Annotated in this window: 21 protein-coding genes and 4 pseudogenes; 6 read left to right on the plus strand and 19 right to left on the minus strand. The window is 49.3% G+C overall.

Features of this window, described 5'->3' with window-relative positions; all coding sequences use genetic code 11:
* The 8 genes and pseudogenes from der to ndk all read right to left on the minus strand — a co-directional run.
* Window positions 1-809 (minus strand): annotated as a pseudogene (der, locus tag CXB77_RS00775) (ribosome biogenesis GTPase Der); the annotation flags it as partial.
* A gap of 71 nt (window positions 810-880) precedes the next feature.
* Window positions 881-2,128, minus strand: a complete 1,248-nt coding sequence (bamB, locus tag CXB77_RS00780) for an outer membrane protein assembly factor BamB (protein ID WP_105072425.1) — start codon at window positions 2,126-2,128, stop codon at window positions 881-883.
* Window positions 2,129-2,132: 4 nt separating this feature from the next.
* On the minus strand, window positions 2,133-2,762 hold the full coding sequence (locus CXB77_RS00785) for a YfgM family protein (protein ID WP_105072426.1): 630 nt from the start codon (window positions 2,760-2,762) through the stop codon (window positions 2,133-2,135).
* On the minus strand, window positions 2,759-4,021 hold the full coding sequence (gene hisS, locus CXB77_RS00790; protein ID WP_105072427.1) for a histidine--tRNA ligase: 1,263 nt from the start codon (window positions 4,019-4,021) through the stop codon (window positions 2,759-2,761). Before hisS ends, CXB77_RS00785 begins: the two co-directional genes overlap by 4 nt.
* Window positions 4,014-5,138: a helix-turn-helix domain-containing protein gene (locus CXB77_RS00795; RefSeq protein ID WP_105072428.1), complete on the minus strand. Its 1,125-nt coding sequence runs from the start codon at window positions 5,136-5,138 to the stop codon at window positions 4,014-4,016. Before CXB77_RS00795 ends, hisS begins: the two co-directional genes overlap by 8 nt.
* Before the next feature lie 170 nt (window positions 5,139-5,308).
* On the minus strand, window positions 5,309-6,106 hold the full coding sequence (gene pilW / locus CXB77_RS00800) for a type IV pilus biogenesis/stability protein PilW (RefSeq protein WP_105072429.1): 798 nt from the start codon (window positions 6,104-6,106) through the stop codon (window positions 5,309-5,311).
* A complete protein-coding gene (gene rlmN / locus CXB77_RS00805; protein ID WP_197710942.1) occupies window positions 6,103-7,173 on the minus strand; it encodes a 23S rRNA (adenine(2503)-C(2))-methyltransferase RlmN in 1,071 nt (356 codons plus the stop codon). Before rlmN ends, pilW begins: the two co-directional genes overlap by 4 nt.
* Before the next feature lie 14 nt (window positions 7,174-7,187).
* Complete coding sequence (ndk, locus tag CXB77_RS00810) at window positions 7,188-7,616, minus strand: nucleoside-diphosphate kinase (protein ID WP_105072431.1); 429 nt, start codon at window positions 7,614-7,616, stop codon at window positions 7,188-7,190.
* Window positions 7,617-7,989: 373 nt separating this feature from the next.
* On the opposite strand from ndk, the gene CXB77_RS00815 reads away from it, so the two are divergent.
* From CXB77_RS00815 to CXB77_RS19485, 3 genes are all read left to right on the plus strand, one after another.
* A complete protein-coding gene (locus tag CXB77_RS00815) occupies window positions 7,990-11,001 on the plus strand; it encodes a class I SAM-dependent DNA methyltransferase (protein WP_105072432.1) in 3,012 nt (1,003 codons plus the stop codon).
* 258 nt (window positions 11,002-11,259) lie between these two features.
* Window positions 11,260-11,919, plus strand: coding sequence for a Rha family transcriptional regulator (locus CXB77_RS00820; RefSeq protein ID WP_105072433.1), 660 nt, complete (start codon window positions 11,260-11,262; stop codon window positions 11,917-11,919).
* Complete coding sequence (locus CXB77_RS19485) at window positions 11,916-12,062, plus strand: hypothetical protein (protein ID WP_172452471.1); 147 nt, start codon at window positions 11,916-11,918, stop codon at window positions 12,060-12,062. Before CXB77_RS00820 ends, CXB77_RS19485 begins: the two co-directional genes overlap by 4 nt.
* A 244-nt stretch (window positions 12,063-12,306) precedes the next feature.
* On the opposite strand, the gene CXB77_RS00825 is transcribed toward CXB77_RS19485, so the two are convergent.
* From CXB77_RS00825 to groES, 3 genes and pseudogenes are all read right to left on the minus strand, one after another.
* On the minus strand, window positions 12,307-12,975 hold the full coding sequence (locus CXB77_RS00825) for a hypothetical protein (RefSeq protein ID WP_146108626.1): 669 nt from the start codon (window positions 12,973-12,975) through the stop codon (window positions 12,307-12,309).
* Between the two features lie 482 nt (window positions 12,976-13,457).
* A pseudogene (gene groL, locus CXB77_RS00830) lies at window positions 13,458-15,092 on the minus strand (chaperonin GroEL).
* 65 nt (window positions 15,093-15,157) lie between these two features.
* Window positions 15,158-15,448, minus strand: a complete 291-nt coding sequence (gene groES / locus CXB77_RS00835; RefSeq protein WP_105072442.1) for a co-chaperone GroES — start codon at window positions 15,446-15,448, stop codon at window positions 15,158-15,160.
* Window positions 15,449-15,567: 119 nt separating this feature from the next.
* On the opposite strand from groES, the pseudogene CXB77_RS00840 reads away from it, so the two are divergent.
* Both CXB77_RS00840 and CXB77_RS00845 read left to right on the plus strand, forming a co-directional pair.
* Window positions 15,568-16,338, plus strand: a pseudogene (locus CXB77_RS00840) (TatD family hydrolase).
* Window positions 16,335-17,064, plus strand: a pseudogene (locus CXB77_RS00845) (tRNA threonylcarbamoyladenosine dehydratase). Before CXB77_RS00840 ends, CXB77_RS00845 begins: the two co-directional pseudogenes overlap by 4 nt.
* Here the strand turns inward: CXB77_RS00845 and CXB77_RS00850 are convergent.
* The 4 genes from CXB77_RS00850 to CXB77_RS00865 form a co-directional block, all read right to left on the minus strand.
* A complete protein-coding gene (locus CXB77_RS00850; protein ID WP_105072435.1) occupies window positions 17,061-18,266 on the minus strand; it encodes an exo-beta-N-acetylmuramidase NamZ family protein in 1,206 nt (401 codons plus the stop codon). The pseudogene CXB77_RS00845 and the gene CXB77_RS00850 overlap by 4 nt on opposite strands.
* Window positions 18,247-18,939: an ATP-binding protein gene (locus CXB77_RS00855; protein ID WP_242445307.1), complete on the minus strand. Its 693-nt coding sequence runs from the start codon at window positions 18,937-18,939 to the stop codon at window positions 18,247-18,249. Before CXB77_RS00855 ends, CXB77_RS00850 begins: the two co-directional genes overlap by 20 nt.
* Entirely contained in the window at window positions 18,933-20,759 is a 1,827-nt protein-coding gene (locus tag CXB77_RS00860) for a transporter substrate-binding domain-containing protein (RefSeq protein ID WP_105072437.1), read from the minus strand. The genes CXB77_RS00855 and CXB77_RS00860 overlap by 7 nt, the downstream gene beginning before the upstream one ends.
* A 90-nt stretch (window positions 20,760-20,849) precedes the next feature.
* On the minus strand, window positions 20,850-21,920 hold the full coding sequence (locus CXB77_RS00865) for a transporter substrate-binding domain-containing protein (RefSeq protein WP_277949318.1): 1,071 nt from the start codon (window positions 21,918-21,920) through the stop codon (window positions 20,850-20,852).
* 41 nt (window positions 21,921-21,961) lie between these two features.
* Between CXB77_RS00865 and CXB77_RS00870 the strand changes: the two genes are divergently transcribed.
* Complete coding sequence (locus CXB77_RS00870) at window positions 21,962-22,177, plus strand: hypothetical protein (protein ID WP_105072439.1); 216 nt, start codon at window positions 21,962-21,964, stop codon at window positions 22,175-22,177.
* On the opposite strand, the gene CXB77_RS00875 is transcribed toward CXB77_RS00870, so the two are convergent.
* The 4 genes from CXB77_RS00875 to CXB77_RS00885 all read right to left on the minus strand — a co-directional run.
* Window positions 22,174-22,608: a sensor histidine kinase gene (locus CXB77_RS00875; protein WP_172452473.1), complete on the minus strand. Its 435-nt coding sequence runs from the start codon at window positions 22,606-22,608 to the stop codon at window positions 22,174-22,176. The two genes, CXB77_RS00870 and CXB77_RS00875, sit on opposite strands and share 4 nt — an antisense overlap.
* Window positions 22,593-22,823, minus strand: a complete 231-nt coding sequence (locus CXB77_RS00880) for a histidine kinase dimerization/phospho-acceptor domain-containing protein (RefSeq protein ID WP_105072441.1) — start codon at window positions 22,821-22,823, stop codon at window positions 22,593-22,595. The genes CXB77_RS00875 and CXB77_RS00880 overlap by 16 nt, the downstream gene beginning before the upstream one ends.
* 145 nt (window positions 22,824-22,968) lie before the next feature.
* Window positions 22,969-23,736: a PAS domain-containing protein gene (locus tag CXB77_RS19490; protein WP_172452470.1), complete on the minus strand. Its 768-nt coding sequence runs from the start codon at window positions 23,734-23,736 to the stop codon at window positions 22,969-22,971.
* 62 nt (window positions 23,737-23,798) lie between these two features.
* A partial coding sequence (locus tag CXB77_RS00885; protein ID WP_197710941.1) for a response regulator occupies window positions 23,799-24,039 on the minus strand: 241 nt, incomplete at its 5' end.

A 24,039-nucleotide genomic window follows, 5' to 3' on the forward strand; every position in this document is an offset into this window, starting at 1 on the left:
GCGCGTCAATCACCAAAATCACCACATTCGCAGCCGCTAGCGCCTGCAACGTTTTTGATGACACTGAATTTTTCAATTACATCCTGCACTCGCGCTCGCCGCCGCAGGCCCGCCGTGTCAATCAGGGTGTAATGGCGACCGAGCCGTTCAAACGGAATGAAAATGCTGTCGCGGGTCGTGCCCGGCAGATCGCAAGTGACGAGCCGCTCTTCACCCAGCAACCGATTGATTAACGTGGATTTTCCGGCGTTAGGACGACCAATTACCGCCACGCGAATCCCTTCTTCGGGCGCATCAGTCGCGTCGTCATCTTCAGTATCCGGCAATTGCGCAAACACCAGTTCCAGCAGCTCGCGGACGCCGTGTCCCTGCGTCGATGACACCGGATGCGGATCGCCGAGACCGAGCCGATGAAATTCGGCAGTCACCAGCGTGGAGTTAGTGGAATCACTTTTATTGACCACCAGCGTGATGGGTTTGCCCAGCCGCCGCAGCCGTTGAGCAATTTCGAGGTCTTCCGGCGTGCAACCGTCGCGGGCATCGACCAAAAACAGCAGATGATCGGCATCTTCGATGGCGCGTAAAACTTGCCGCTCCATCAGTGCCTCAATACCTTCAGGCGCAGTCCCAATGCCGCCGGTATCGACGATGACGTAGGGTGCGGGGCCGCCTTGACCGACGCCGTATTGCCGATCACGGGTCAAGCCCGGAAAGTCGGCGACCAGCGCGTCACGAGTGCGGGTTAAGCGATTGAATAGCGTTGATTTGCCGACATTCGGACGGCCAATCAGAGTAATCACGGGAAGCATGGGCGTGTGGCTCGGTGGCGAATTAAGAAAAGATAAATCCCCCCAACCCCCCTTTTTCTAAGGGGGGCTTTTCATCTCCCCTTTTTGCAAAGCGGAGCTTTTCGTCTCCCCCCTTTGCAAAAGGGGGGCGGGGGGGATTTTGGCGACGACATTGCGCCAACGGTCAACGCCGTGAGCGTGCCGTCTTTCGCGTAAACATACAGACGACCATCCACCAGCAGCGGGCGGGCGGTGATGCCATCTTTTTTGGTGATCTGAATCCGCCCGACCAGACGACCGTCGGCTTGATTGAGTACATGCACATAACCTTCTAAATCACCAACTAACAGCCATTGACCCAGCACGGTCGGCGCAGTCAGTTGGCGATAACGCAGCGCATCTTGCTTCCAGCGCCCCGCGCCGGTGTTCAAATCCGCACTCCAGACTTGATCCTGCGAATCGGTGATAAACAAACTGTCATCCGCAGTAGCCAGCCCAGCGTATGCCGACAACTCGCGCCGCCAGCGCACTTCGCCGGTCGCTACATCCACGGCAGCCAAATCGCCATGATAAGAACCAACGTAAATTTGGTGATCGACCAGCAGCGGATCCGCGTCGATGTCAGCGATTCGCGCCAGCTCGGAACGTCCGCTGGGGCGCGAAATCACCACTTCCCACAGCGGCGCTCCGTCGTGGGTATCCAGTTTGACTAGTTTGCCGCCGGAGAGTCCGACCACCACGCCGCTGGGCGTCAAGGTCGGCGTACTGCTGCCGCGCAGCGTCAACACCGGCGCGGGATACGCGACATGCCAGCGTTCTTTACCGGTCGCAGCGTCAATGCCGGTTAGCGTGTCGTCGAGCGTGTGCACCACGATCAAACCATCGCCGGTGAAACGCGGCACGGATAACACTTCGCTGCCGAGCCGACTGCGCCATTGTTCGCGTCCATCTGCTGCGGCAAGCGCCACCAGTTCGCCCTGACTGGTGCCGAGCACGAGGCGATCCGTTTCCAACGCGGGTCCACCGCTGAAACTCAATCCAGTGTCGCGTTGCCACAGGGTTTTGCCGCTGTCGGCGTCCACTGCAACCACGCGCCCAGTGGCATCTGCGACATAAATTCGCCCAGCAGCAAATGCCGGAACCAAATACAGATGTCGTCCTTCAGCGCCTTGCGTCGGACGCACCGACCAGCGCGGCGTGATGGTCACTTCGGCGACGAGTTTGGTCAGTTCGGTGGGCGGCGTCGGATTTTTATCCTGACCGAACCACGGCATTGATTCACAGCCGGTTAACAGCCCGATCAATCCCAGCATTCCGATTCGCATCAGCACCGCGCCCATTTGCCTAACTCCGCGCTGGCGGCAAGTTATCGCGTTTGAGCCGCACCAATGGCGCGAGTCCGCAATCCTGCGCCAGCGCCTGCTCATACGCTGCCCGCGCAGCGGCGAAATCACCGCGCCCGGCAGCGAGATCGCCGCGCACTGCCGCAAATTCACCGGCAAATGCTGGGCTATGATCGTGGGCAGCGATGGTCGCTGCTGCTGCATCGAATTGATTTTCCGCCACTTGAATCCGCGCTAGCCGCAACGCCGCAATGCTGGCAAATGCTGGGTCTGGCGCGTCGGCAATCACTGCCTGCAACGCAGTCATGGCAGCCGCTGCATCGCCCGCTTGATACAGCGCCTTTGCCGTCACCAAGCCGCTTAATTTGGCATAAGTGGTTGATCCGAAATCATCTGTTAATGCTGCTGCCTGCTTGACGATGACCTCGGATTTTTCGGTCGGGGCGCTGCTTAACAGTTGCTCAAATGCGCTCGACGCTTCGCCAGCAACGCGCTGTTGATAATCAATCCATGCTTGCCAGCCGGAAATCGCACCTAAACCCAGCACCGTACCAGCAACGACCGATAAACCATTCTCTTTCCACCATTTTTTAATGGCTTCAACTTTTTCTTCGTCGGTTTCGTAACTCACAACTGCTCTCCCAAAAACGTCGCCAGCGCCTCAAACGTCAATAACTGCTGCTCGCCTTCGTCGCGCAACGGTTTGAGGCTAAACAAGCCCTGTTCCAGTTCTGATTCGCCGAGCACCAGCGCAAACCGCGCTCCACTTTTGTCCGCTTTTTTGAATTGATTCTTGAAATTGCCGCCGCCGCAATGCGTGAGCACGCGCAATCGTGGCACTGCATCGCGCAGCCGTTCCGCCACGATTGGCGCGACCTGCTGCGCTGCTTCGCCGACTGCGACGAGATAAACATCGACCGGCGGCGCGGCGACGTGACCGGCAAGTTCCAGCAATTCCACCAGCCGCTCCAAGCCCATGGCGAAACCCACGGCGGGAACTGATTTGCCACCCAGTTGCTCCACCAGACCGTCATAACGCCCGCCTGCGCACACCGTGCCCTGAGCGCCGAGATTGTCCGTGATCCATTCAAACACCGTGCGGTTGTAATAATCCAACCCGCGCACCAGACGCGGATTGATGCGATAAGTCACGCCCGCTGCATCCAGCCCGTGACAAACGCGCTCGAAATGGCGGCGCGTGTCGTCGCCCAAATAATCCATCAGCGCCGGTGCGCCAGCGACAATCTGCTGGGTGTGCGGATGTTTGGAATCCAGCACCCGCAGCGGATTGGTGGTCAACCGGCGCTGGCTGTCGGCGTCCAGTTGCGCGGCGTGGGCGCTGAGATAGGCGACCAGTTGCGTTCGATACGCTGCGCGTTCGTCTGGATCGCCGAGCGAATTGATTTCTAACCGAAAATCGTTGAGACCGAGCAGCCGCCACAGTCGCGCCGTGAGCAAAATCAATTCCAGATCAATCTCTGGATCAGCCAGCCCGAAAGTCTCCACGCCGATCTGATGAAACTGCCGATAACGTCCGCGCTGCGGGCGTTCGTACCGGAACATCGCGCCGCGATACCACAGCCGCTGCGGTTGCGCCAGCAGCCCGTGTTCAATGGCAGCGCGGACGCAGCTCGCCGTTCCTTCCGGGCGCAAACTCAGACTGTCGCCGTTGCGGTCGTCAAAGCTGTACATCTCTTTTTCAACGATGTCAGTGACTTCGCCGATGGAACGTTTGAACAGCTCGGTCACTTCGACGAGCGGAGTGCGAATTTCAGTGTAGCCGTAGCTGTCGAGCACTCCGCGCACGGTGTCTTCCAATCGCTGCCATAACGCGATTTGCGTCGGCAGGATGTCGTGCATTCCACGAATTGCTTGCAATTGTTTACTCATCGTCGGGAGCTGCCGCTGCGTCAGTAGGCGCTGAAGTGGTGGATAAAAACGTCGCTGGGTCTAACGAAAACCGCGTTGCATTGCCCTGCGCATGTGTCATCACATCAAAAGGTTGACCGCCGACCGTGACTTTAATCGCGTTGGCTTTGCTAATGACGAATTTATACGGCGGCGTTCCGCTTAACACGCGCCGTTCACCCGCTTGTAGTCTGACTCTCAACACTTTTTGTCCATCTGCGCCCGTGACCCGAATTCGTGCTGAACGTACAGCTTCCACCACTACCTCTGGTGGCGCAGTCGTTGCGGCGGCAGTGCTATCAGATGTGGCTGCGACTGGTTCAGCGATGGCGGGCGGTGTGGCAATGCTCGCAGGAATGGCTGCTGGCGTTTCTGCTGGTGGCAACACCGGTGGTGTCGTTGCTGGAACGTTTTCCGGTTCTACTTCAAATGATGGCGCTGAAGTGTCAGTGATGGGCGGTTCCGTTTCTGCGGTTGATGCGCTGAGATTTAACGCAGCAGACTCTTCTATCGTCGGTGCTGGTGGCACAAAGAACACAGTTAAATCAGCACGATAAATCCAACCCAGCGCCAGCGCAGTACCAAGCACACCAGCGCTAATCAGCCACCTTACGAGATGACGTTGATGCGCAAGCGCCGCCGCAGATTTAGGAAATGGCGTTAATTCTGATGATGATAGCGTTGCCGCAGTCGGTTCAGTGGCTGGCGCAGGCGCAATCACCTTTTCCGTAGCAACAGATTCAAACGAGATGGAATTCGCTGGCGCAACCGCAGGCGTCACTTCCGGTGCAGCCGCAATTGTAACAGCGGCGCTGTGTGGCAACGCAGCGTGATAAGCCTGAATAAATGGAACAGAATCAAGATCAAGCAATCGCGCATAGTTACGCAAATAACCGACGACATAGACCGTCGCAGGCAGCACCTCATAACGATCCTGCTCCAGCGCCTCTATCACATCCTTGCGCAGATGTAGCTGGCTGGCGATGCGTTCGATCTCGATGCCACGGGCTTGACGCTGCGCCCGCAACTGCTGGCCGGGACTTCCGACAAGATCGACGCCGGCTGGCGTATCAGCATCGATCATCTGTGATTGATTCATTGATTCCTCTGGAACAAGCTGTTGACAGCTTAATTTTATGGGTGATGCGCATGACTTAATTCACGGTCATGCTTTGACAAAATGATGTGAGATAAACGAAAACGATTGATTTAGCTGGCAGTTGACGGCAGGAAACACTGACAACTTATTTCAATCGTTAACGCCTAATCTTAAGAATTTGGTTTTAATAAAGTGGCGTTAGTTTTATTGGGTTCAGAAAAATTCTTTTGCAGCATTTTTTCATAATCGCTGGCGCGTTTGCGATTGCCTAGCTGACGCTCTACAGTAACACCCAGCGTTAATGCGCTATACGCCGTTGCTGAAGTGCGAATCGTACTTGGCTCGAAATAGCGATCCAGATAGCTTTTTGCCGTTGCGGTATCACCGCGTTTATGCGCAAGTTCGGCTAATTTAACGAGTGCTGGACCGAATGCTGCATTGGCAGTGAGCGCATCACGGTAATAGGTCGTGGCTTTGGTGACATCATTCGCTTGTTCGGCGCATTGACCAGCATTCACCATTGCCACCCAAGGCGTCGTATACATTGGATTTTCAAGTGCTTTTTTGAATTGCGTATCGGCTTCAGCGTAATGCTTCTGGCGGCATTCATAAGCACCATAAGCGTGACGCACATCAGAATTATTAGGCGCAAGTTTAATTGCCCGTTCGTAATGTTTCTGCGCTTCCGCTGCCTGACCAATTTGTTCATATAAAAACGCTGCCCAAACGTGGGCACGCGGATATTTATTATCTGCTTCTAATGCTTGTTGTGCACGGCGAAATGCAACATCAGTTTGACCTCGATTGTAATACTCTTCAGCCATACGGACATAAAGTTCTGCTGGGCTATCTTCCGGGTCTAATCCCAGTGCTTCATCCGTTTTTTGGATATTGTGTTTACTGCCACAAGCGGCGAGCACAACACAGAATCCGCTGATCACAAGATGGCGTTGTAACTGTTTATTCATGATTGCGTCACCGGTAGACCAATACGGCGCGTGCGGTCTTCAACGCGCCCAACCAATTGCCCGCAAGCAGCAGCGATTTCATCGCCTCGAGTTTTACGGGTCATCGCAAAAATTCCCGCGCCAGTCAATCGTAATCGAAAAGCCTCAATGCGTTCCATTGGTGAAGTGCAAAAATCGCTACCTGTAAATGGATTAAACGGAATTAAATTGAGTTTAGACGGTACGCCTTCTAATAAACGAATGAGTTGTTTTGCATGAATTAGGCTGTCATTCACGCCATCAAGCATGACGTATTCCCAAGTAATTTTACGGCGCTTGTCATGGCCAATATAGGCTTTACACGCTGGAATCAATTCAGCCAGCGGGTATTTTTGATTGATCGGAACCAATTGATCACGCAGCGCATCATTCGGTGCGTGGAGCGACACCGCCAGCGAGACATCACTGACTGCGCGGAGCCGGTAAATGTTTGGGACAATGCCGGAAGTGCTGAGGGTAACGCGCTGTTTAGCAAGCATATATGCCAAATCATCCTGCATGATATCCATCGCTTTCACCACTGCATCAAAGTTCGCCAGTGGTTCGCCCATGCCCATCATCACAACATTGGTCGGCGGTTGCGCCAGCTCGCGGGCGGCGTGCCAAACCTGTCCGATGATTTCGCTGACGGTCAAATTGCGGTTAAAACCCTGCCGCGCTGTCGCACAAAACGCACATTCCAACGCGCAGCCGACCTGCGAGGACACGCAAATCGTGCGGCGTTTTCCTTCAGGAATGCACACGGTTTCAATGCGTTGCCCGTCATGCAGCGCCATCACCCATTTAATGGTGCCATCGGCAGACGGATGCGTGGCGACAATGCGCGGCAATTCCACGCGCACCGTGTCGCGCAGTCGGTCGCGCAAGGCTTTGGGCAGGTCGGTCATGGCATCGAAATCAGTGATGCCATGTTTGTGCAACCATTTGAAAAGATTGCGTCCATGAAACGTTTTGACGCCCATTTCCACAGCCAGCGCCTCGCACTCGGCAAGGCTGAGATCAAACAAATTGGCGCGGGTATCGCTCATGGATGGCTGGAGCATCAGCGGGTGCGTGGGCACACGCCTTCCGGGAAAAAGAAGGCGATTTCGATTTCCGCAGTTTCGGGAGCGTCGGAACCATGCGCCGCATTTTCGGTGAAAGAATCAGCAAAATCAGCGCGAATCGTGCCGGGCGCAGCGTTGGCGGGATTGGTTGCACCCATGATGTCACGGTTTTTGGCAACAGCATCATCGCCTTCTAATACCTGCACCATGACTGGGCCCGAAGTCATAAAACCAACCAATTCTTCAAAAAATGGCTTGCCTTGATGAATAGCATAAAACGCTGACGCCTGTTCACGGCTCAGATGCAGCATCCGCGCTGCCACGACGTGCAATCCAGCGGCTTCAAAGCGACCGAGAATGGCACCGATAGCATTTTTAGCGACGGCATTGGGTTTGATAATTGATAGGGTGCGTTCGGTGGTCATTTCGATAAATTCCGCGATGAGACGTTGAAATAGCGTGGAAGTGTCGGGATTCGACAGGGATTTACTCAAGCTGGTGCATTGTGTTTACCAGTCAAGCGAGCCGCTAAGTTTAGCGGTATCGGTTGATCTGAGGCAATGCTGATGCGTGGAGCTAAACAGAGAACGGGGTGAAATGTGCGCAGAATAAGACTTTATTTCCTTATTTATAAGCAGCAATCGTAGGTTAGGTTGACGCAGTCAACCCAACTGCAAAGCATGAAAACCTGCGCTTGTGCGATAACGATGCAATTCAATTGCAGTGATGTTGGCGTAAGTTGTTGGGTTGCCAACAGCGGCAACCAAATCGACTATTTTATTCCAGAGTATTATATTAATGACACCCGAACAATTTATTGCCAAATGGCAAATCTCCACCTTGAAAGAAAGCTCTGGATCGCAGGAGCATTTTATTGATTTGTGTCGATTATTAAATGAGCCAACGCCAGCGGAAATTGATCCAGTTGGCGCGTGTTATTGCTTTGAACGCGGAGCGAAAAAAACCACGGGCAGCGATGGCTGGGCGGATGTGTGGAAACGCAATTGCTTTGGCTGGGAATACAAAGGCAAACGCAAAAACTTGAATGAAGCCTTTGTCCAACTGCATCGCTACGCTCCCGCATTAGAAAATCCGCCGTTGTTAATTGTTTCCGATATGGAACGGATTATTATTCATACCGCATTTAATGGGACGGTTTCTAAAGAACATGTGTTGCAGTTGGATGATTTACGCATTCCCGCCAGATTGCAATTATTAAAATGGGCATTTTCTGAACCGGAGCGTTTGCGCCCCACGCTCACCACAGCGGCATTAACGGAAGATGCAGCGCGACAATTTGGTCAATTGGCACAAACATTATGTGAACGTGGTCACGATACCCAACAGGTCGCGCATTTTTGCCAGCAAATGCTGTTTTGTTTTTTCGCTGAAGATATTGGTTTATTGCCAAATAAACTGTTTAGTGAATTATTGAAAAACGGGCAGAAGCGTTTGGAACATTTGCCGCAAACGCTCACCAATTTATTTAATACAATGGCAACTGGTGGATTCTTTGGGAATGATCCGGTTGATTGGTTTAATAGCGGGTTATTTGATGCTGCTGCGCCGTTGCCATTAACCGGAACTGATGTGCAAAAATTGCGGAAATTGGCGGAGTTGAATTGGTCAGCGATTGAACCCAGTATTTTCGGCACGTTATTTGAGCGCGGATTGGATCCAAATCAACGTGAACAACTCGGTGCGCATTACACTGATCCGGCATCCATTATGCGGCTGGTCAATCCGGTGGTGCTTGATCCATTGCGCGAAGAATGGGCTGCTGCAAAATTAACCATTCATCAATTGCTTGAAAAAAGCACTCAGCAGCAGCAGGAAGCCGATGAATTAAGCAAAAGTCAGGTCACAACAAAAGCAAAAAAGGCAGCAGAAAAGGCTTTGAAAGCGGCACTGTCTTTTAACACTAAAACACAAAATCAAATTGAAAACATTTTTCGGGATTTTTTCAATCGGCTGCAAAATTTCCGCGTCCTTGATCCTGCTTGCGGTTCGGGAAACTTTTTATTATTGGCATTGCGCGGATTGAAAAATTTGGAACACGAGGTGATTTTAGAATCTGAGCGTTTAGGATTGCCGCGCAGCTTTATAGCGGTCGGACCAGAAAATGTGCTGGGCATTGAATTGAATTCCTATGCAGCGGAATTAGCTCGGGTAACAGTGTGGATTGGTGAAATTCAATGGATGCTGAATCACGGGTTTTCATTGGCAAAAAATCCAATTTTGAAAACCATCAATATCATTGAACAACGTGATGCAGTGGTGAATGCGGATGGTTCAGAACCGAATTGGCCAGCCGCTGATGTGATTGTCGGAAATCCGCCGTTTTTGGGCGATAAACGAATGCTCGGTGCAATGGGTGATGAATATGTCAAACGACTGCGCAATTGTTATCAGGGGCGCATTCCCGCAGGTGCGGATTTGGTGACATATTGGTTTGAAAAGGCGCGGGCGCAGATTGAAACGGGAAAAGCCAACGCTGCCGGTTTGGTTTCCACTAATTCAATTCGTGGAGGAGCAAATCGTCAAGTATTAGAACGGATTTGTGCAACGACGACCATTTTTAATGCGTGGTCAGATGAGCCTTGGATTAACAGCGGCGCTGCGGTGCGCGTCAGTTTGATTTGTTTTGGGAATACGGTATTAACGCCAATTTTGAATAATGAAGCAGTCGCGGCAATTTATGCAGATTTGACGGCTGGTGCAATTGATGCTGGGTCGGACATCACGCAAGCAAAAATTTTAGTAAGTAATGGTAGAATTTGTTTTATTGGTACGCAGAAAAGCGGCAGTTTTGATATTACTGGTGAATTGGCGCGGCAGTGGTTAACAGAACCAAATCCACACGGCAAACCGAATAGCGATGTTGTGCGCCCTTGGGTAAACGGAATGGACATCACGCGCCGTCCATCTGATACATGGATTATTGATTTTGGTTTCAACATGAAAGAGTCGAACGCTGCATTTTATGAAGAACCATTTCAACATGTTATCAATAACGTTAAGTGCGTTATCGAAAAGAAAATCACGGAATGGCAAATTGAAAATAAAAATACGCAACATTTGCAGCGACAATATGAAACATGGTGGCAGCTTTGGTGTTCACGTCCTGATATGCGCGAAGCGTTAACTGGATTGCCGCGTTATATTTGCACTCCGCGAGTTTCTAAATATCGGTTATTTGTTTGGTTAGATAAAACTGTTTTGCCTGACACGCGATTAGTAATTGTTGCGCGATCTGATGATATGACGTTCGGAATTTTATCATCACAGATTCATCAAACTTGGTCACTAGCAACCTGCTCATGGCATGGTACAGGTAACGATCCAACATATAACGCTAAATCCTGTTTTGAAACCTTTCCATTTCCAATTGGTTTAACGCCAGCGGATACTGGCGATGGAATTGAAACTTTAGACAGCGGTGCAATCATTCCGACGGTTGCAGCAGAATACCGAGATCATGCAATCGCTATTGCTGAGGCAGCATTTCAACTTAATCAATTGCGTGAGAATTGGTTAAATCCGCCAGAATGGATTGAACACCAGCCGGAAATTGTCGCTGGCTATCCTGATCGAATCATTGCTAAACCCGCATTTGCTGCGCAACTAAAACAACGCACTCTGACCAATTTGTATAATAAAAAACCGGCGTGGTTGGTGAATGCACATGTCAAATTAGATCAGGCAGTCGCCGCAGCTTATGGCTGGGAAAATAACGCAGCGGAATTGAATGAAGCGGAGATTTTACAGCGATTATTAGCGTTGAATCTGGCGCGGGGAAAAGCAGATTGATTTAGTAGTTGACATTGGTTTGTTGGCGTGTTTTGCTATGTCCCAAGAGGAGTCAAAACCTCGTACAGGCGGAAACGCCCCGATAGACAGGCGGTATTTTTTTGCCCGCACTATTTATAATAGTAATCCGTCGGGAGCGGTGGTGAATAACTGAATAATCAGGAATAACTACGCGGTGCCTGTAGCCGTTTTGATCCTCCCGACTGCCTCGAATCTAATTCGAGGCTTTACATCAAAGCAAATACAGAGGTCTCCATAATGAAAACTTGCAACACTCTTTCCGCATTACCACTCACCATGACTTCCCGCGAGATCGCTGATCTTGTTGAAAAGCGCCACGACAACGTTAAGCGTACCATCGAGACGCTCGCTGAACGCGGCACTATCCGGCTTCCTCAAATTGAGGTTTTCGAGGAAATCAACAACTTAGGGTTTTCAGTTAAGCGCGAGATGTACGTTTTCACTCACGCCCACAAGCGCGACACTTTCATTGTAGTTGCCCAGCTTTCACCAGAGTTCACCGCTAAATTGGTAGACCGCTGGCAAGAACTTGAAGCCGCTGCTGCATCAACTCTGCAACAACCATCCATTCAATCTTATGCTTATACGTTGCCTTATCAGCCAATTATTGAGATTCAGATTATTGAATCTGCTGCTCGCACATTGCGCATATCAGATACCAGCGTGATTCGGATGTATGCTGAGGTTTGTAAAAACAAAGAAATCAATTCTGCTTTTCTACCGGATTATGTCGATGAACCACTGGTCAGAGCGATCACGCCGCTATTGAAAGGGATCGGACTCCACTCGCGCAGCACGTTGCCAAGACGGTCAATCCCGCATTGGAAGCAATGGGCATTCTGGAACATCTTTCCCGCAAGAGCACCGGCAACAAGATTAAATGGTTCTGGAGTTTGACCGAGGAGGGTTTGAAATACGGGCGCAATGAAACCAGTCCGAATAATCCCCGCGAGACGCAGCCGCTGTTTTTCGTGGAGCGTTTTCCTGAGTTATTAGCGCGATTGGATGCGTATATCAATCCACAATCCTTGCCGCTTTAAATCCCCCCAACCCCCCTTTTTCAAAGGGGGTTTTTTCTGATGGGATTTTTTGAATAAACGCAGACACAAAAAAAAGCCCCGCATTCACGGGGCTTTTTTAAGCGCACTGCGCGAGGCAATTATTGATTGTCGGGGGTGAATAAATTGCTGTTATAAATGGTAACGACCGTATCGTTATTCAGTCGTCACCATTAAGATAACTATGCTTTCAGCAATCGAGTTCTAAAGCCAATCATGCCGGCTGCTAATAACAACAGTGTGCCGGGTACTGGACTTCGCCAGTTAATGTGAACGTGTAAGTGCTTGTCTTGCCATCAACCACTGCCACTGGAGTTTCTGGCAAAGTCATTGAAAGGACGCCACCGCCAGCAAAGGTTACTTTGAACACAGAGTTTGCTGCACTGCCGTTGTTAAAAAGGACAGTGTTAAATGCTTCCCACTGGTTAAAGAGTGAATCAGAATCAATATCAACTGCAAATAGATACGCTTCTGTGCGATTAAATCCGCTGAACGACAAACTAATGTTGTCAACTCGGTCAGTGCTTCCGCTGTTTAGCGTTATGGTCTTGTTGCCGCTCGTTGGATAAGTACTATCCTTGTTATCAAAATGCCGAGTAGTGTCTCCAATCGTGAAATCAAAACCAATAATATCAAGACTGGAACTCGCTAGATTGGATAGCGTCCACCCAGAAACATTTAAGGTGTGACCGGTAATACCGACCTCAGAGCTACCAGTAATCTCAAGTTGAGCACTCACCGGATAAGCCTGAGCAGTTCCAAACACTGCAAGCGTTAATCCCCCCAATCCGAGCAACGATTTGGTCATGTTATTGAACATCTGATACCTCTTTAGTTGACTAGCCAAAATGCGCCATGAATACAAGCTCAGAACTTTAAGCAAAAATAATTCCAAAGATAAATTTTAATCTTAAATCAAGGCGATATGTTTTTATCCGTTTCCAAAAATAACCGTGTGTTCGCCGCTTTGTAAAAAAACTCGACAGTTATTTGCTGGTTTCAGACGTGATTGCAGGTTGTCTTTGAAACTGCATTGTAAAAAAAGCTGATAGGCATCGCTGAAGTGCAAAGTACAGACACAAAAAAAGCCCCGCATTCACGGGGCTTTTTTCATTCACATTAGCGCAGTGCGCTGGGCAATTACATCATGCCGCCGCTACTAAAAACTCTCAAAGGTCTGTATACGCCGTCTTTGCCATTGCCTTGAAAGAATTTCAAGGTCTGATATGACTCTTGCGTACGGATTAAACGTCCAGCCGTAGCGGGTCTGGACGGTGCAAAAAGCACGGGAAGTAGCATATCGACACGCTTAAACCCAAGTCAACTTACCATAAAAAAGGTAGGTTTTCTGAGAAAAGCACAGATTTTAGTCAACAGTTACATGCCCATTCCGCCCATACCACCCATGCCGCCCATTCCACCCATATCACCGCCAGCCATTGGCGCGTCATCCTTTGGCTCTTCGGCAATCATCGCCTCGGTGGTAATCATCAAACCGGCAACCGAAGCCGCGTTTTGCAGCGCCGAGCGTGTGACTTTGGTCGGATCCAAAATGCCCATCGCCACCATGTCGCCGTATTCGCCATTGGCTGCGTTGTAGCCAAAATTGCCAGAACCTTCAACGACTTTGTGCAGAATCACCGACGGTCTTCGCCAGCGTTGGCGACGATTTGACGCAGCGGCTCTTCCATCGCCCGACATGCGATCTTGATGCCTACATCTTGATCGTGATTCGACCAGTCAAGCTCTTTACTGCGGCTGAGCGCGTACCAGTGCGACGCCGCCGCCGGGGACGATGCCTTCTTCAACCGCAGCACGAGTCGCATGAAGCGCATCTTCAACCCGCGCCTTTTCTCTTTCATTTCCATTTCAGTCGCGCGCCGACCTTAATGACGGCCACGCCGCCAGCCAGCTTCGCCAACCGTTCCTGCAACTTCTCGCGGTCGTAATCGGAACTGGTTTCTCACCTGAGCGCGAATCTGCTCGCACGTGCCTTGATGTCGATCTCAGAACCGCGCCATCAATGATGGTGGTTTCATCTTGCAACCTGAACGCGCTTGGCCGTACCCAGCTCGTTAATGGTCGCTTTTCGAGGACACCCAACTTCCTCAGCAATCACGTCGCGCCAGTCAGCACTGCGATGTCCTGCAACATCGCTTTGCGGCGATCACCGAAACCGGGAGCCTTGACTGCGCAGACTTTCACAATGCCGCGCAGGTGTTAACGACCAACGTTGCCAGCGCCTCGCCTTCGACATCTTCAGCGACGATCAGCAGCGGACGACCCGCTTTGGCGACTGCTTCCAGCACTGGCAGCAATTCGCGGATGTTGGAAATCTTCTTGTCGTGCAACAAGATATACGGATTATCCAGCTCGGCGCTCTGGCTCTGCTGATTGTTGATGAAGTAGGCGACAAATAGCCGCGATCAAACTGCATTCCTTCCACTACATCCAATTCGTTGTTCAGCGAAGTGCCATCTTCAACGGTGATGACGCCTTCTTTGCCGACCTTTTCCATTGCCTCAGCAATGATGTTGCCGATGGATTCATCGGAATTGGCGGAAATCGTGCCGACCTGCGCGATTTCCTTGTTATTCGTGCAAGGCTTGGAAATGGTCTTGAGTTCAGCGACTGCTGCTTCAACGGCTTTATCCATGCCGCGCTTCAAATCCATTGGATTCATGCCAGCAGCGACGGCTTTCAAACCTTCACGCACCATCGCCTGCGCCAGCACAGTTGCAGTGTCGTGCCGTCGCCAGCGATGTCAGAAGTTTTCGACGCAACTTCCTTGACCATCTGTGCGCCCATGTTCTCGAACTTGTCTCTCAGCTCGATTTCTTTGGCGACCGAAACGCCGTCCTTGGTCACGGTCGGCGCACCGTAGGATTTTTCCAACACCACGTTGCGACCTTTTGGACCGAGCGTCACCTTGACCGCATTGGCCAAAACGTTCACGCCTTCCATCATGCGGGCACGGGCATCACCACCAAACTTCACGTCTTTTGCGCTCATCGTTTACATTCCTGAAAAGTTAATTAGAAAGTTGAATTGACTGAAAAAAACACTGGAGCGGAGGTTTAGCCCTCAACGACACCCATGATGTCTTCTTCGCGCATCACCAAAAAGTCTTTGCCGTCGATCTTGACTTCCGTGCCGGAATACTTGCCAAACAACACGCGGTCGCCGACTTTGACATCCAGCGGACGCACTGTGCCGTTCTCCAAAATCTTGCCGTTGCCAGCAGCGATGACTTCGCCTTGAATCGGCTTCTCGGTTGCGGAATCGGGAATCACGATCCCGCCAGCAGTGGTGCGTTCTTCATCCATGCGGCGAATAACTACGCGGTCGTGCAGAGGACGAATCGTCATAAAACAGTGCTCCTGATTAGATTTGAAAGTGAAAATGAGGGTGCTGTTAGCACTCACCGATAACGAGTGCCAATAGTAGGGCAAATCCTCGAGTGTCAAGCCTTGGATCAAACTGTGCCATGCCACTGATTGATACCCATTGTCATTTAGATGTTGCCGTGTTTGACGCAGATCGCACTGCCGTCATGCAGCGCAGCGCGGCAGCGGGCGTGACCGATATTGTCGTGCCGGGCATTACGCCGTGGCTGGGCAAAACTGCTGGCGCTGTGCGCTGACGCAAAAATGAATCGACCAATGCTGCATCCGCGCTCGGTTTGCACCCGCTTTTTTAGCGCAACATCACGGTTGATCTCGCCGCACTCGCCCGCGCCGTGCGCCAGCAACCGCTCATCGCCATCGGAGAAATTGGTTTGGATTTCTATAACGCAGACTGCGATCCGCCGCGCCAGCAAGCGTTATTTGCTGCGCAATTAGCCATCGCGCAGGAGGCGAATTTGCCAGTGCTGCTGCATGTGCGCCGCGCCCACGATGCAGCTTTATTGACATTGCGGCGGTTTCCACAGGTGACTGGCATCGTTCATGCGTTCAACGGCAGCCCGCAGCAGGCAGCGCACTATCTGGCGCGGGGTTTCAAACTCGGTTTTGGCGGAGCGTTGACGTTTGAACGCGCCAGCAAATTGCGCCGACTTGCTGCCGAATTGCCGCTGGATGCCCTCGTGTTAGAAACCGATGCCCCCGATATGGCTGGTGCTGCACATCGCGGCGAACGCAACAGCCCGGAATATCTGCCGGAAGTGCTCGCCACGCTCGCCGCACTCCGCCACACCGATGCAGCGACACTCGCCGCTGCGACGACCGCCAACGCTCGCGCCGTATTGCATTTGCCATGACCAACCACGAACCACTTTATGAACGCACCCGCATTCTTGTCGGCGACGCCGGCATTGAACGCCTGCGCAGCAGTCGCGTACTTATCGCCGGATTAGGCGGCGTGGGCGCATTTGCTGCGAGGCACTCGCCGCCGGCGTGGGCGCGTTGACGCTCGCCGATCACGATCACGTTGCTGCCTCAAATCTCAACCGCCAACTGGTCGCGCTCCATTCGACGCTGGCGCGCAGCGCAAAACTGCGGTCATGGCCGAGCGCATCGTTGACATCAATCCGGCTTGTCAGGTAACGCGAATTGACGAATTTCTCGCGGCTGGCGACATAGAAAATCTGTTAATTCCCAATCACTTCGATCACATCATCGACGCAATTGATAGCCTGAATAGCAAGCTGGCGCTGTTGGAAACTGCGTTGCAGCGCGGCATTCCGATTGTCAGCAGCATGGGCGCGGGCGGGCGGCTTGATCCAACGCGGGTGCGGGTCGGCGATATTGCGGAAACGCGCATTTGCCCACTGGCGCGGGAAGTGCGGCAACGGCTGCGGCGACGCGGAATCACCGCCGGTTTAACCGTTGTTTGGTCGGATGAACAACCGCATCCCGCGCAGCCGCCGGAGGAGACTGGGCGCGGACGACCGCGAGCTGTGAATGGCAGCATTAGTTATTTGCCGTCGCTATTCGGTTTAATGCTGGCGGGAATTACGGTGCAACGGTTATTAACAACGGCTTAATAACGATGAAAAGGTGCGCTAATTTCTGCCCATTGTTGTTCATCAGCGCAGAGCCGTTGCTCGAAATCTTCTGGCAACGCAGCGGAATCATCCACCCATTCACGGAAAAAACTGCTGCCGGTCAATAAATCAATCGCCAGCCGCTCAGTTTCGTATTCATACGCGAATTGTCGCCACAGTGGATAATCAGGATATTCCCAGCGCAGACATTTGAAAAACAGCGCCATCAAGCGATACGGACGGAATTGATAATGTTGATACGCAGCAGTATCGGTGTGCAATTGAAACCCAGCGCAAAGTTGACCTGCATGTTTATGAAATGTCGGCTCAAACCAGCAAGGACGAATCAACACACCATTAAGCCAATTCGGGCATTCGCGCTGCATTCGCGCTAATATCTGCGTCATATCAAGATCGGGTGCGCCAACGATTTCCAACGCAACCGTCGTTCCGCGTCCTTCCGATAACGTCGTTCCTTCTAATAACACGGTTCCGGGAAAACATCGCGCCATGTTCAAACTTGACGCATTCGGACTGGGATTCACCCACGGCAATTGATTAACCGGCCAACCAAAACCGGGCGCTGCATTTGGCTGATAATTTTCCATTTCAATAATATGTAAATCAATATCCAGTTTCTGCGAGTTCACAAACCATCGCGCCAATTCACCAAATGTTAAACCGTGACGCATCAGCAACGGTCCAGCACCGACAAAACTTTCCCAACCTAATTCTAAAATTGTGCCTTCCAGCGGTCGCCCAATTGGATTGGGACGATCTAAAACCCATACCGTTTTACTGTGCGCAGCGCAGGCTTCGAGGAGATAAATTAGCGTGGTCACATAGGTATAAATTCGCGTCCCAATATCCTGTAAATCAATGAGCAACACATCAAAACAATCGAGCATTGCGGGCGTCGGTTCGCGCACCGTTCCATAAAGACTAAACACCGGAATACCGTGATGCACATCAATTGCATCTGGCGTCTCAATCATATTGTCTTGTTTATCACCGCGCATTCCGTGTTGCGGTCCAAATGCAGCGACGATATTCAATTCATTCAGCGCCATTAACGCATCCAAACTGTGCTGACCTGCTGCGGTGAATGACGCTGGATGTCCCAATAATGCGACGCGCCGCCCATGCAATGGCTGGCGCAGTGTTGGGTTAATTAAAAGACGATCAATACCAAGCATTATCATTATTCATTTCCAGTGTTTCGGATTCACCAATTAAACCGTCAAGTAATGCGACTGCCTTAACAAACCGATACATTTCTAAATGCCCTTTGAGCGCGGCAAGCACTGGCGCGGATAATCCTGCTGCACACTGCAACTGTTTTTCACGCAAAAAATCCTCCGCAGTTGGATCGTGTTCACGCGCAAGACGACGCAATTCAAGCAATATGGATTTGAATTCAGGATCATTTACCGCTACAACTTCTAGCGGCATTGCAGGTGCACGATTCAATACCATTTCCGGTACTAATTTGGGTGATAAGGCTGACCTTTCTGCAATACCAAACCAAGCATTAAAAGAAAAGGTGCTGCCAATACCGTATCGACTTTCAACGCTGATTTCACCGCCCATCATGCTAACCAAATGCCGACAAATAGATAATCCTAATCCAGTGCCACCATAACGACGTGTAATTGAACTATCTGCTTGGGTAAATCGCTGAAACAATAGACTCGTTTGTTCTTTCTTCAACCCGATGCCGGTATCACGCACCCGAAATTCGATATGCACTCGATCTGCTGTTTCATTCAATTTACGAATCACAATTTCAATGCTGCCTGATTCAGTAAATTTAACCGCATTGCTACTGAGATTGGTCAAAATTTGCTCCAAACGCAACGGATCGCCAATTAACACCCGTGGCAAATCCGATGCTCGCATAATTTGTAACCCAAGCCTTTAATTTCTGCTGAGTGACCAATTACTGCCACCACCTGATTAACAACCGTATCTAAATCAAAATTGTTTTTCTCTAATATCAAACGCCCGGCTTCAATTTTGGCAAAATCCAATAAATCATTAAGCAACATTAACAATGATTTTGATGCTGCGTGAGCACGCTCTAAATAATCGCGTTGTTCATTATTGAGGGCAGTTGCTAAACAAAGATGAAGCATTCCTAAAACAGCATTCATCGGAGTGCGAATTTCATGGCTCATCGTGGCTAAAAACTCGCTTTTTGCGCGATTGGCTTTTTCTGCTTTCTCTTGTGCCTGCTGTAGCTGTATCACGGCAGCACGTTGTTCAGTTAAATCAACAAATACGACTAAATAACGTTTACCCAATGTGGTTGCATGAATTTGAAAAGTTCGCGCTTGACCGTCGCGGCAGTTCACATGCACTTCCATTGGTTCAATACTGCCACCGCAGCAGCTCGCATTTTTAATACGGATATACCACTGCGCCAGCATTTCGGCGCGATACGCTGAATCTGTATTTGCCAACAACCACCAATGCGTCATATCGGGGATTTCTGCGATAGAATATCCAATCAACTCAGAAAAGCGTTGGTTAATCATCACAATACGCTCTTCTAAATCTTCAGCAACCAACATTGCAATTGGCGACCGCTCAATTAAAATCTGCATTTCGGTTTGTGTTGCGCGTAATAACGCATCACTGCGGATCAATACTTGCTCTGCCCGCTGACGTTTTTGCACTTCTCGTGTTAATGTCCAATTCCAATACAAAATCAGAACTAAAACTAAAACTGAACCACCGATTACTTGCCATAATAAGGTGTAATCAATATGCGGCGACGGTGATGTTTGCATCCAACGACTTTGAATACTATCACGCTCTCGCATCGAAATTGTCGCAATTGCGCGATCTAAAATACTCGCCAATTGTGGCCAATCTTGACGCACTGCCATTCCTAATGACATCTCATAAGGCGTAGTACCGGCCATGCGAATCTGTACCAACCCTTCGCGGCTTAGGGTATAGCTTGTGGTCACTAAACTATCAACAAACGCATCTATTTTTCGCGCATCTAGTGCCTGCAATGCTTGCTGCATGTCTGTAAAAGGCAGCAGTGTGATTTTGGAATGATCTTTTTGTAACCAATTCGCAATCGCATGATTTTCAATCACCGCGACCCGCTTGTTAGAAAGCGCATCAAGATTGCCATAAAAAGGGGCATTGATGGGCGCAAAGATAGCTACAGGAAAACTCAAATAAGGTGCAGTAAAATGAAATTGTTGTGAGCGTTCTAATGTTTGAGCGATTGCCGGCAGCAGATCAATTTGACCGCTCTCAAGTTGGCGCAAACTTTCTGTCCAATTGGGCAAATTAACTGGCTCAAAGTGCACGCCAATCAATGCGGAGATATGATCCAAATAATCAGGGCTAATCCCATTAGGCTGATTATCATGATTGATGTATTGAATTGGCGCCCAGTCAGGATTAACGGCATAACGAATCGTTGAATGTTTCGATAGCCAAATACGTTCATCGGAACTTAAATTAATGGTGTTTTCAGTGATATTCGGTGATATCCAACGGCTTAAAATATGTTGCATCTCTTGCGGCGAAATCGCCGCCATTGCCTTGTTCATTAAACTATGTAGTTCAGGGTATTCACGGCGAATTGAATAACAAAGATCAATGTTACTATTGGGAACAGGAAAGGCTGCTTGGATATTAGGCACTAATTGTTTGCGTAGTGCTGGCAACATCGCTAAACCAGAAATAATGGCGTCAATTTTATTGTTTAATAATTGACCTATCAGTGCCTGATAGTTATCTTCAAGCGTGATAATCCCTGGTCATTTTGCTAAAATTTTTTTATCTGACAAATTGTCACGTAACAACCCAACTTTTTTACCAACAAGATCGCTCATTTTATGCAGGGATGGCTTCTGATCGTTGCGAGTAAAAATATAACGGGTTGCACCGTAAAGACTATTCGTGAATAAAAACGTCGAAGCACGTTCAGGATGCGCAACAGAAAGCGCCAACCCATATAAATCACCCTGTTCTGCCCGCGCTACCATATCAGTCCAATCGCCTAATTCAAGACGAATATGCGCACCAGTTAATGCGTTAATACGGGATAGTAAATCGGGTTCGATGCCAACAATGCCATTTTGTGTCATTTGTACATTCGGCGTCCATTGACGATCTGTTCCCAATACGATGTCAGGATGCGCGATGATCCAAGCACGTTCAGCAGCGGTTAATACTACCGTTGGTTCGGCGTTATTGAACGATGAATTACTTAGCCAGCGATTATTAATCTGAGCACGTTCTTCAGGCGTGATGGCAGCTAATGCCTTGTTAATAATTACGATCAATTCTGGCCAATCTTTACGAATTGCAATAGATACTTCCTTATGCTCGCCTTCCAGTAATCCGCCAATTTTGAATGCTAGACTAGTATTATTTTTGCGCCACCATTCCAACGTATTTTCCGCTAATAACAAATCGACATTATTATCTACCAAGGCTACAGCTAAAGCGAGATTATCATCGAATTCATTCACCTGAATCGACGGATACTGTTGTAGTATAAACCGAATATGTTGATTGCCTTTCATAATACCAACTCGTTTTCCTACGAGATCAATTAGCGTCGTCTTCTTTAAGGTGTCATCTTGGCGAATATAAAAATAGTAATATGTGTTTAAATAAATAGTCGTTAATGTCAGCGCAGTATCCCAATATGGGTTTGCTGCGGCAGCGGCTAATCCATCGATTTCATGGCGTATTGCACGCTCGCCGATAACCTGCAACGATGATCCTACATCTAACCGAATTTTAGTGTTCAAATAGTGATTAATAAGTTCTAAATAATCTACTACTATACCGGATAAACTACCATTGCAGCACGAATCAATGCAGGTGGAAACTGATCCGACATGCCTAACACGATGTCGGGATGGCGATTAACCAATTACGTTCAGCGGTACTCAATAAAACTTTTGGTGCATTGGGTGTAGAAGAATTTGATGCAGAAGAATCCGCCGCCATGCCGTACTGCCCGTACAGTAACAACCAGCAATACAACATTAAGCAAAAAAAACGCCTTAACCTTTCATTAAAAAATGAAAATATTAAAATAGAATTGAGTTGTGAAATGAATAACATTGCTTAACCCAAAGGAATGTGTAGCCAAACCTGAGTGCTATGCTCAATATCTGATGTTTCCATTCCAATCTTAAAACCCATAGCATCTGCCATCAATTTGGCTGAATAAGTACCCAAACCAGTGCCACCTTGTTTACCGTAAGTTTTATATTTCTCAAAAAAATCAGTACGCACTGCTACCGGTACAGTTCCTGAATTACAAATAGTTAAAATTGTCTGCTGTTGGTGTTCTAGGTTAACAGCAATTGACGTACCCGAGTTAGATGCTTCAATGGCATTAATGAGCAAATTTGATAGCATTGAAAACAGTAACCGTTCATCAGCAGCAATAAAAAATTGCATTTGTTGTGGCGGACAAACGCCATTGAAATTGAGCTGAATTGTCACCTGTTTGCGCGTGATTTTATTCTCAAACGTATGGATCAGACGTGCCAACAACGCCAATAAATCAACAGGCTGAGGTTGATACTGATAACGTCCGTTTCAATCTTAAAAAGATCGAGCGAAAGGTTAATCATATCGAGCATGTTCAAACCTGATTCCCGAATTAAACCGATCATCTCGCGCTGAATTGGTGTTAAATTATGATCCAATTCTAATACCTGTGGCATTCCGATAATTGCATTGAGCGGCGATTTAAGATCATGGCGCATGATTTGCTCAACGTCTTCTTAATACGTTCTAAATTTTTGCGATCACCAATATCCTCTTTAACCGCCACATAGTTCACAATTGTCCATCGCATCAATCGGTGAAATAGCGGCAGATTCCCAAAACAGACTGCCATCTTTTTTCCGATTACAATTCACCGCGCCACGATTGACCACTGGCAAGTGTTTTCCACATCGTTTCATAAAAAGTCGCATCGTGCTGACCGGATTTGAGAACACGCGGGTTATTCCCTATAACCTCTTCTTTTGTATAGCCAGTGATTTCAGAAAAATATGGATTGACGTAAAGTACTATGCCTTCTGCATCAGAAATAACGATTGATGCCTGTGCCTGTTCGACTGCTTGTACCAGTGTACGTAACTGCGCTTCCTGCGCTTTTTGAGCAGTGATATCAACTAAAATCCCTTCAATTAAATCTATGTTCCGTGCATAGTCGTGGATGAGGTATTCATGAACCATGAAATAACGCAGAGTGCCGTCGGAATGCCGAAAAGAAATTTCAAAATCAATAACTTGCTTTTCTCCTGCAATCAGTTGTCGATCATATTCATTTCTGCGCTGCAGAGATTCTGGTGTCCAATTCACAATGCTAACCCAATTTTGCCCAATTGCTTGCTCAGGCGATAACTTGATACCAAGTAATTGAACTCCCGCGCTACAATATAATAATTCACCCTGCAATGAATGGCTGAAAAAGATAACTTGATCTTTAAGGCGGTCGGTTAAACGATCAAATCGCGCCTGACTTTCACGTAACGCTGCTTCTGCTGATTCTCGCCGAAAAATTTCGCGGGTCAAATGCTCGGAATAAGCCAAATGTTCGTCACGTTCGCGGGTGATTTGAAGTACCTGTTCACCAGTCGCTTGGCATTGTTGGCGTGCTTTTCGTAGCAATTCTGCTAATCCCAATTGTGCGCGTACTCGCGCCAGCAAAAGTTGTGGATGAACTGGTTTGGTTAAATAATCAATTGCACCAACGGCAAAACCCGTGCTTCATCTTCAGTTTGAGTGCGGGCAGTCATAAAGATAACCGGAATTTCTTTGGTTTGCGGATTTGCTTTAAGTCTTTCGCAAACTGCATAACCATCGAGATCAGGCATCATAATATCAAGCAAAATTAAATCGGGTGAAGGCGTTGCCAATGCCAATCCAAACGCATCACGCCCATTCGTTGCTACTCGAATACGATAGTGTGCT

The organism is Chromatium okenii, assembly GCF_002958735.1.
Classification (GTDB): Bacteria; Pseudomonadota; Gammaproteobacteria; order Chromatiales; family Chromatiaceae; genus Chromatium; species Chromatium okenii_A.